The following is a 9486-nucleotide window of genomic DNA, read 5'->3' as shown; positions in this document are numbered from 1 at the left end:
TAAAGGTACGGCCAATGGACATTGCCTCGCCGACCGATTTCATTTGGGTACCCAATTTGGCATTGGCCGTGGGGAATTTTTCGAAGTCCCATCGGGGGATTTTAACCACCACGTAGTCCAGAGTGGGTTCAAATGCAGCCGGCGTTTTTTTGGTGATATCGTTGGGAATTTCGTCCAGCGTAAGGCCAACGGCTAACTTGGCCGCAATTTTTGCAATCGGAAAACCGGTCGCTTTTGATGCCAGCGCCGAGCTCCGCGACACCCGCGGATTCATTTCAATGACCAACAGGCGGCCGCTTCGGGGGTCCATCCCGAATTGGATGTTGGATCCCCCGGTTTCCACACCCACTGCCCGAATGATTTTAATGGACGCGTCACGCAGCTTCTGGTATTCCCGATCAGTCAAGGTTTGCGCCGGAGCCACGGTAATGCTGTCTCCCGTGTGAATTCCCATCGGATCAAAATTTTCAATCGAGCAAATGATGACCACATTATCGTTCAGGTCGCGCATCACCTCCAGCTCGTATTCCTTCCAGCCAATGATGGATTCCTCGACCAGAATCTCCTGAATGGGACTGTTCTGCAGTCCCCACTCAATCTGCTTTTCAAATTCGAGTCGATTATAAACGATGCTTCCCCCGGTTCCACCCAGTGTAAACGAGGGCCGAATTATAATCGGAAAATCCAAATCCCTGGCAATTTCAAAGGCTTCTTCTTTGGAGTGAGCAAATCCGCCCCGGGGCATTTCCAATCCAATAGACTCAATGGTTTTTTTAAACTGTTCCCGATCTTCCGCGCGATGGATGGCCTCCAGTTTGGCCCCGATAAGCTCCACGCCGTAGGATTCCAGGGTGCCGTCCTCCGCCAGAGCCACGGCCACATTCAGGCCCGTCTGCCCCCCCATTGTGGAAAGCAGAGCATCAGGACGCTCGCGCTCAATAATTTTTTTCACAAATTTTGGAGTGATGGGTTCAATGTAGGTTCGATGGGCCAGTTCGGGGTCGGTCATAATGGTGGCCGGATTGCTGTTCACCAGAACTACCTCGTAGCCTTCTTCCTTCAGGGCCTTTACGGCCTGTGTTCCTGAATAGTCAAATTCGCAGGCCTGACCAATGATAATGGGTCCCGATCCAACAATGAGAATTTTTTGAATGTCCGTACGTTTTGGCAAAACACTTCCTCCCGGGGAAACTATCCGTAAGATTTAACGCCTATTTCTTTATATTAGATATTATCTTGTTTTTGCTCGATTTACAATACATAATCCTTTCGACTGCCGAAAAAACAGTTTCACAAAAATTAAGATCTGATTATTCGTGAAATTCGTGGGCACATTTTTAGAAACCAACTTTCAAACGCTGTTATCTCGCGTCTTTTGTAATCATCTTCCGAAAATCACCGAATAAATACCGGGAATCGTGCGGCCCGGGCCCCGCTTCCGGGTGGTACTGAATTGCAAGAAGAGGAAGCTCCTTATGGCGAAATCCCTCCAGCGTCCCGTCATTTAGGCTGATGTGGGTCACTTCCACCATTCCCTTTTGAAAACTTTTGGGGTCCACAGCAAACCCGTGGTTTTGAGAAGTAATTTCCACTCGTCCGGTTTTCACATTCTTCACCGGATGGTTAATGCCGTGATGCCCGAATTTCATTTTGTAGGTTTGGGCACCCAGGGCCAGAGAAAGAATCTGATGCCCAAGACAGATTCCCATGAGCGGCTTTTTCCCTGCCAGACTTTTGGCAATCCGAATGCCGTAAGTCACCGCAGCCGGATCCCCGGGCCCGTTTGATAAAAACACACCATCGGGATTTCTCTCAAGAATTTCCTCAACCGCCGTAAACGCCGGAACAACCGTAACCCGAAATCCATTGTAATGTAAATTTCTTAGAATATTCCACTTAACCCCAAAATCCACCACCACCAAATTGAGGCGGGAATCAATGGCCGGATTTTTCATAAACTCCTTAATTTCATATTCTTCGGGGTTTGGTCTAAATACATACGGCTTTTTGCAGGTTACATGTTGAACCAAATCACGGCCCAGCATTTCCGGCGATTGCCGCACCTTTCGGATGAGTGCCTGAATATCCGTTGTGCGCGTGGAAATAATCCCCCGCATGGCCCCCTTATCCCGAATATGCCGTGTGAGCTGACGGGTATCGACGCCTTCGATTCCCACCACATTCGATCGCTTCAGAAAGGAGTCCAGGTCCTCCTCCGAGCGCCAGCTGCTAACGGATTTCGAATATTCGTGAACAATAAATCCCCCCAGCCACGCACGAATCGATTCGTGATCTTCAGAATTAATTCCGGTGTTGCCAATATGCGGATACGTCATGGTAACCAGTTGGCCCTTATAAGACGGATCCGTCAGAATCTCCTGATAGCCAACCATTCCGGTATTGAAAACCACTTCTCCAACGGCTTCTCCAGACGTACCAAACGACTTCCCCTCAAAAACCATTGAATCTTCTAAAACCAGCAGAGCTTTCACTTTATCCTCTTTATTTTCCGAATGTTGTAATCCTATTAGATGGAGTTCACCTTTGTTATATTTTCGATTGGAATACACTGAATTTGTAGGTTAGGACAACCGCGATGCCGTTTATTCCAATGTGATCGCGAGCCGCCTCAATTGGTCCAACAGTTCACCGCGGGAGACAGGAAGATTTAAATTGATTTCATAGATGTGAAAATGACCGTCCCGGTTTGAATGAAAGACTATTTTGGAACCGTCCGGAGAAAAAACTGGATTCATGTCGTATCCCTTAAAATGAGTGAGACGTAAAACATTTCCCGTCTGGAGATCTTTTAAATAGATATCGTAATTTTTGTGTTGATTGCTGAAAAAGACCACTCTTTTTCCATCCGGTGAAAAACAGGGATTTCCGTAATTAAAGGGTTCTTCCCCCAGAGCCTTCATATGTTTGCCGGAAAAATCAGCCTCAAAAAGATGAAAATAGCCGTTTTCCTTCTTCGTGAATAAAAGTTTCCCCGTCTTTTCATTTACCGAGGGAGCCGCATAAATACCGTTTGGGAAAAGGGATACGGGGGGTTCATCCTTACTCAGAGTTTGCTTGAAAATGGACGTCAGAGAATCCCGTTCCGGGAAAAGACGGTTGGACACAAAAAATACCTGGTTGGCATCGGGTGCAGGATACCAATCGTCGGATAACCCACTCACAACCTTTTCCCTTTTCCCGGAAGAGGGCTGCACACGGTAGATATCCCGGAATTTGGTTTCGGCGCCCTGATTCTGTGTGTAGTACACCCAATCGCCGGCGGGTGCCGGAACCGGAAATTCCTGATTCATCGAATCGACCACAACCCCCAAAATATTTCCGCCCATTGGGTTCATTGAAAAAATATCCCAATTGCCCTTTCGATCCGATTGAAAGAGTATCTGACTGCCGTCCGGCATAAAATGCGGACTGGCGTCATTGAAATCGCCTTTGGTTAGCTGAGAAATTTTGTAAAGAATGCCCACCGTTCCACCCACTTCTCTGACATACAGACCCTCCGAATCCTGCTCCAGTAAACGAACAAATGCCGAACAGGCCTGTTTGTATTCTTCCAGCTGACAAAGTGTTTTGCCTTTCAACAAATAGGCGGGCTGGTAATCGGGGTTCTTGCTGAGGGTGGAATCCAAATAAACAAGCGCTTGAGAATAGTTGTTTCCCTGATAGGACAATTTTGCTAACTGAAAATACGCCAGCGGATCATTCGGGTTGTTTTTTAGATAGCGGAGTACCTTACTTTGCTCCTTTTTTTGAATAGCCGCTTCCCTTGACGGCGCATTCTTTCGCGTTCCTGCACAACCAACAAAAATAAATAGAAAAAACAATGAAATGAACGTTCCGTGCAGAATAGTTTTCTTCATCATTCAGAATATCCTTAACTGGGTGTTAGCAAAAATTTCAATTAAAATATAAAAATAGATTCTAAAATGCAAGGGAAATTTCTAAAAATAAAAAGCAACGTGAAGGAAAGCGTCTCTTTCCCCATTTTAAAGTTATCGGCTCCATCGTTTTATTGTTTAAGTCTTCTTTTTTACAAAATAGGGTTCTACGGCTTTTTTTGTGAGCAAGGTAACCTTTTTGTAACCGCCCCCTGATTGCCTTGTTTCGCTGAATGGTCAGCTTATCTTACTCCGTTCACATGTCTTATAAAATGGACACTTTTTGTTCACACGCCTCATTTTTTTACAACATCTGACGATAATATAAATGAACGGGGTGAAAATAAATTTGCTAATATCTTGTTTTTAAAAGGGAATCATTCCGATTGTTTTCAAAATGATTTTGGTATTATTATTGCAATCTCACATTTGAATGCAGGAGAATATCATGGGAAAGAAAAAAGTGATCAAAAAAAAGGAACTTCAGGCGTCTGAGAATGATTACGATCAGGAGAAAGACCCCAAAGTGAGAAAGAAAAAAATCGTCTACCGATCGTACACTTTGGGCAGACGCATGGGACTTCGTTGAGGAGGAAAAATGACCAATTTTATTTTGAGACTTCGGGTGATTTATCTGAAAACGAAATTCTTCTTCTTTAGAAAACGAGTCAAACACCAACTGGAAAAATCCTGGGCGCGTTAAGCAGGACGATAAAAACAGGATACCATTCCAACATCTTGAGCAGGCGGTCTTTAGCGATCAGGGGTGTTCCACAATTCGGTAGGAAACCTTAAATTTTTTCTGCAATTTTTTTCCGTACGCAGTTGCATCCTTTTGTGTAGTAAATTTTCCAATCCAAACCAGATAAAGCGTTTTCCCATTGACTGTTTTCTGCGAAAGAACTCCGTGAATCCCTTTTTGCTCAAAAAATTGCAATTGAAGTGTGGCATTATCTTTTGAGGAAAAGGCTCCGGTTTGAACCGTGAAATAGGCCGTCGTCGATTGAGGGGTTTTCGCAGGCGAAGATTGTCCGCCTGAAATCTCTCTCAAGTCGCGGGAGGCAAGCTCGGCAATTTTGCTTCCGTAGTACCTTTCAACGACCTTTTCCAGAACCACCCGGGCAGAATCCGTGGCAGCCATTGCCATCCAACAAAGAGCCACCTGATACAATGCCTCCGGGGCCAGCGAGGCTTTTGGATACTGGGCAGCCACCTGTCTAAATTCATCCTTTGCCGAAATGTAGTATCCCTGAACGTAATGGTATTGGGCAATCCGCATCAGAACCGCCGGCAGCCATTTTTCATTTTTATAGGTTTTGCGAAGATTCTTAAACGATTGAAGGGCTGTTTTTCCGTTGCTGATCAGGATGGCCTTCAAATAGGGAATCAGTGTACTGTTAGGATATTTTTTCTGCAGTTGGGGCAAATCTTTCTTTAACCCCGTAAAATCACCCGTTTTTAAATAGGTCATGACCTCTTTTTGGGCAAAAAGAGGTGCAGAAACACCTGCAATGAAAAGAAATGAAAAAATGATGATTTGAATCGTTTTCTTCATCCGATAGACTCACCCTGATTTACATCAAACATTCGTGAAATGAGTAGGCACATCTTTTAGAACAGCCTCATAATTGAATTTGCCCCTATTTAGTTTTTCCTTTTCAGGTCAAATGTATTCCAGCCGCCACACTTCGGGCAGTGCCAGAGGGGCTCGCCGGAACGATAACCGCATGAGGAGCAAACGTACTCCTCCTTGGGGTGCATGATTTTTTCCGTAAAAGAAATCACCTCGGTCTCCAGCTTATGGAAATCCTTTAGACGCGCCAAGAGCCGTATTTTAAGTAAATTGGCATCCGTGTCATCGGGTTTGCCTTCCAGAATTTGATCGCACAAGTTAATGGCCTCAAGGTACTGGCCTTTGTTTTCATAAAGATGAATCAGTGCATAGTAAACATTGTAATTCTCAGGATGTTTGTGCAGCAAATCGGTCAGAATAGATTCAATTTCGCTGAATTTCCCCATACGGAAAAGAAGTTCGCGCAGGCGGCTAAAAACCAGATGGGAGTATTCCGGCACCTCTTCCACAAAATTCTTCCAGGTTTTCAGAGCATCGTCGGCCCGATTTTCCCGCATGTAAGAATCTCCAAGATACAGATAGGCCGGAACACATTTTTTATCGATCTTCAGGGCTTCCCGCAATTTAATGCGACCGGATTTTTCGTGTCCCTGCGAAAAAAGTTGTCTGGCTTCTTCTACGCGATAAAGCGCCAATTTTTGGGACACATCCTCCGACATACGCTTTGACTTTGCCAAAACATTCAGCGTACGAAAGGCTTTGTCCCATTCGCCCATTTCTTCAAACAATTCCACCTTGTACGAGAGGGCCCATTCGTCCTTTGGAATATGCTGCAGAATTTCATCGAGCCGTTTCAGCGCCTGGTCATATCGCTTGGACTCCCTGTAATCCTGCACCAGACTCCGCAAAATCTGAAGCTGAACGGAAGGATTCAGATTCCGCCGCACCAGCAGCTCCCGGTGTATTTTTGTGGCCCGATCCGGATATCCTTGTTTTCGAAAGATATCCCCCAATTTTAAATAGGCATCAATATTTTCGCTGTCTTTTTGAGCACTCGTTCTAAAATAATCAGCGGCCCGATCCAGATCGCCTTCCACAAGCGCATTGAGTCCCTGCACGTACGGATCGATCACAGGACGCTTCTTTGCAGCGGAAGATTTCATCCGCCAAAGAGAATAAATCAACAAAAGAATAACAACAATTGCCGCAAAAATTACCAAATACCACATTTCAGTTGTCATGATTTAGGATTCCTTTGAAGCATTGGGTGTTTCTGACGTCGGATTAGGAAGCGCCGGTGTCTCGTCGCTAATGGACAGATTCCGCAGCTTTCTTAATTCCTCTTCCAACTCGTTTCGTTCCTTTTTGATTTTCCGGTTGTCCTGATTGAGCTGAAAGATCTTAACCAGGGCAAAAAGAATGGAAGTAATCATACCCAGCGCAAATGCAATGTAAATCACAAAATAGAGGGGAACTTCCGGAGATACCCAGTTTGCGACGTAGACTTGTACGACCTGGTGCTGATTCTGCAGGGCAAATCCAAGAATCGCAAGTACCAAAAATATGCCAACAATCCATTTAACGAGCCACATGGACACTCTCCTTGTTTTGTATTGATTCTTTAAAAAACAGACCACAACAGCGTTTTTAAATCACACCTGCTCCCCAAAAAGGGTTACACCCTTTGCATCCACAATGCGAACGGTTTTAAAAGTCCCCGGCGTGAGTTGCGTATTTGGAATAATCACAATCTTATTGTTTTCCAAACGTCCCATGGCATCTTTCAGGGATCTTTTGCTGGGACCCTCAACCAAAATTTCAGCGATTTCCCCGATGTGGCCTCTGTTTCGCTTTTTTGTAATTTCTTTTTGAATGGCATTGAGCTCCTGAAGGCGTTCGATTTTCTCCGCTTCAGTGAGGGTTTCTTTCAGCTTTGCGGCCGGCGTGTGAGGCCTGGGCGAATATTTAAAAATAAATGCGCCGTCATATTCTACCGATTGAAGAAGCGATTTGGTCTGGTCAAAATCCTTTTTTGTCTCTCCCGGAAATCCCACAATGACATCTGTCGTTAACCCCACATCCGGCAGATAGCGGCGGATTAAATCGACCCGCTTTAAATAGTCCTCCCGGGTGTACACGCGATTCATGGCCTGAAGGATTTTCGTTGATCCCGATTGAACGGGCAAATGAATGTGATTGCAGATTTTGGGATTGTCTGCAATCGTGCGAACCAGCTTCTCCGACAGGTCTTTCGGGTGCGACGTGGCAAAACGAATGCGTTTGATACCCTCTATTTCTGCTACCCGTTTCAAAAGATCGGGAAAATCGTTCTCCCCGTCATCATACGAATTCACATTCTGGCCCAATAGGGTGACTTCTACAAAACCTTCGTCTACCAGCCTCTTCACTTCTTCCACTACGTGTTTGGCCGGCCGGCTTCGCTCCTGTCCCCGAACATACGGAACAATGCAATACGCACAAAAGTTGTTGCATCCGCGCATAACCGCAATCCATGCGCTGAGCCCCTCCACACGAGACGGATACACATCATCATAGGTTTCATCCGATCCGCTTTCGTTCAGAAAGGCCCGAACGGAAAAATCACCTTCCGAGGCTTTCACATGATTATGAAGAATCTCCGGCAAACGGCGATAGGAATCGGGCGCGGCTACAAAATCAACGGCCGGATGGTTCTCGAGAATTTGGGTTCCCAGATTTTGAACCATACAACCCAGTACCCCAATCTTGGCCTCCGGATTTTTTTGCTTGAAAACAACCAAATTATCGGCGCGGCCCAATGCCCGTTTTTCCGCATGTTCCCGAACGGAGCATGTGTTAACCAACAAAATATCCGCTTCCTCAGGCCGGAAGACCTGCAGGTAGCCCTCTTTTGCAAGAATGCCAGCGACAATTTCCGAGTCGTACTTATTCATCTGGCATCCGTAGGTTTCTATGTAAAACTTTTTCGTCATTTTCTCCATTTTCGATATCAATGTCTGATTTTTCCAACCCAACGCAAAGGGAAAAACAGCATTTTAAGACAGCCGTTCATTTTCTACAAACAACATCCTTGTACGAAGAGTTATGGCTCCCTTTCTCAACCCAAAAATTAAAAGAATAATGTGTAATAAAAATAATAAATTCACCCAAAAAATCAACATTTTTTAGGAGTCGTCACATAAAATTTGCACGATTTGAATAAAAATACCCGGCAGAAATCCTGTCAGCCGTCCATTTCATTCTTTCACAACATCCGGTAAAATGTGAATAGAAAAATGCCAGTCGTTGTGACTGGCATTCCTCGTACAAAATATAATTGTTCACCCCTTGCCTATTTATGCGGCATATCGTAATACTGGGGCCCCAAATGATGCTCATCGGGGATTCCCAGTGCCATGGCTTTTCGAAAATGCATCAGCCCTTTGTTCATATCCGACATGACGTACATAAAAGCCAGTGCGTAATGCACTTCCCCGTAATTCGGATCAATCTGGAGGGCCTTGTTGTAATAGGCCATCGCTTTTTTAACATTGAAACCCAGATTGAATTCGGTGTATCCCAGCAGGCGGTAAGCCGGAGCAAAATTCGGTTCTTTTTTAATGAACGTCAATAAATCCGCACGGGCCGTTTCGTAATCGCGAAGATTTCTATTTTCCGTAAAACACAGCCGAAAATCATGTTCAAACCGGGATCGCAGCTTTTTATTTTTGATCTGGTCCAAATACTTGTTCATCTCCTGCACACTGTTGATTCCCGTTTTCTTTAACGGCAAGGGATTGTCATCGGTGGCCACACGCGCAGTTCCCATCATCCCGGCGGAACTATTCATAGCGCCATGCGGGTTCGCAACGGGTGCCTGTGTTTTGGGTACTTCTTCCTTTTTACTGCATCCCAAAAAAACAAGAGAAAAACCCATTAATCCGACAATTCCTGTCCAAACGATTTTTTTAAAGATATGTCCTTGAATCATTTTAACAAGCTCCTTTCAGCGTCATTTATTTTCATTCCTGCAATTCA

General features: G+C 45.1%; 9 protein-coding genes. 1 reads left to right on the top strand and 8 read right to left on the bottom strand.

The window, feature by feature from the left end; all coding sequences use genetic code 11:
- From carB to GXO76_09985, 3 genes are all read right to left on the bottom strand, one after another.
- A partial coding sequence (gene carB, locus GXO76_09995) for a carbamoyl-phosphate synthase large subunit (protein NOY78184.1) occupies window positions 1–1171 on the bottom strand: 1171 nt, incomplete at its 3' end.
- Between the two features lie 190 nt (window positions 1172–1361).
- On the bottom strand, window positions 1362–2492 hold the full coding sequence (carA, locus tag GXO76_09990; GenBank protein ID NOY78183.1) for a glutamine-hydrolyzing carbamoyl-phosphate synthase small subunit: 1131 nt from the start codon (window positions 2490–2492) through the stop codon (window positions 1362–1364).
- 111 nt (window positions 2493–2603) lie between these two features.
- Entirely contained in the window at window positions 2604–3881 is a 1278-nt protein-coding gene (locus GXO76_09985; protein ID NOY78182.1) for a hypothetical protein, read from the bottom strand.
- A gap of 463 nt (window positions 3882–4344) precedes the next feature.
- On the opposite strand from GXO76_09985, the gene GXO76_09980 reads away from it, so the two are divergent.
- The gene (locus tag GXO76_09980; GenBank protein ID NOY78181.1) at window positions 4345–4485 is read left to right on the top strand and encodes a hypothetical protein; all 141 of its coding nucleotides are present in this window, start codon (window positions 4345–4347) and stop codon (window positions 4483–4485) included.
- 171 nt (window positions 4486–4656) lie between these two features.
- On the opposite strand, the gene GXO76_09975 is transcribed toward GXO76_09980, so the two are convergent.
- The 5 genes from GXO76_09975 to GXO76_09955 form a co-directional block, all read right to left on the bottom strand.
- Window positions 4657–5451, bottom strand: a complete 795-nt coding sequence (locus tag GXO76_09975; GenBank protein NOY78180.1) for a hypothetical protein — start codon at window positions 5449–5451, stop codon at window positions 4657–4659.
- An 89-nt stretch (window positions 5452–5540) separates the two neighbouring features.
- A complete protein-coding gene (locus GXO76_09970) occupies window positions 5541–6710 on the bottom strand; it encodes a tetratricopeptide repeat protein (GenBank protein NOY78179.1) in 1170 nt (389 codons plus the stop codon).
- Between the two features lie 3 nt (window positions 6711–6713).
- Entirely contained in the window at window positions 6714–7061 is a 348-nt protein-coding gene (locus GXO76_09965) for a DUF1049 domain-containing protein (protein ID NOY78178.1), read from the bottom strand.
- Between the two features lie 60 nt (window positions 7062–7121).
- Window positions 7122–8441: a tRNA (N6-isopentenyl adenosine(37)-C2)-methylthiotransferase MiaB gene (miaB, locus tag GXO76_09960; protein NOY78177.1), complete on the bottom strand. Its 1320-nt coding sequence runs from the start codon at window positions 8439–8441 to the stop codon at window positions 7122–7124.
- A gap of 359 nt (window positions 8442–8800) precedes the next feature.
- Entirely contained in the window at window positions 8801–9439 is a 639-nt protein-coding gene (locus GXO76_09955) for a hypothetical protein (protein NOY78176.1), read from the bottom strand.
- Between the last annotated feature and the right edge of the window lie 47 nt (window positions 9440–9486).

Source organism: Calditrichota bacterium (assembly GCA_013151735.1).
Taxonomy (GTDB): Bacteria; Zhuqueibacterota; JdFR-76; order JdFR-76; family BMS3Abin05; genus BMS3Abin05.
This window is presented reverse-complemented; position numbering and strand designations above follow the sequence as displayed.